The following is a 424-nucleotide window of genomic DNA, read 5'->3' on the forward strand; positions in this document are numbered from 1 at the left end:
CCCCAATGATGAACGGTTTTTGAAACGCTATCCCTTCGAGTTGAGCGGCGGACAACTTCAACGCATCGCCATTGCGATGGCCTTTATGACGTCTCCGCAGGTGATCGTGATGGACGAGCCAACGACGGGCCTGGACGTCTCGACCCAGCAGACGATCCTTGAACTCATCGCCAGGCTGGTCAAGTCCAGCAACGCCAGCGTGGTCTACGTAACCCATGACCTTGCGGTTGTGAACGTCGTCGCCGACCGGGTGGCGGTCATGCTTTCTGGCAGGATTGTCGAGCAGGGCGGCCGCAAGCAGGTGTTTGCTGAGCCGCGCGACGATTATACACGCATGCTGCTCGACGCCATACCGCGACTGGTGGCCGAGAGCCCAGGTCCTGCGGCAGATGATACGACCGACAGCGCCCTTGAATTCCAGAAC

The 424-nt window shown here is 59.7% G+C and carries 1 protein-coding gene; it reads left to right on the forward strand.

The genetic code is table 11. The features are described from left to right. Positions 1-19 precede the first annotated feature (19 nt). Positions 20-424: ATP-binding cassette domain-containing protein (locus tag EOA32_RS37895; protein WP_245499547.1), on the forward strand; the 405-nt coding region annotated here is incomplete at its 3' end.

The organism is Mesorhizobium sp. M1A.F.Ca.ET.072.01.1.1 (assembly GCF_004023325.1).
Taxonomy (GTDB): Bacteria; Pseudomonadota; Alphaproteobacteria; order Rhizobiales; family Rhizobiaceae; genus Mesorhizobium.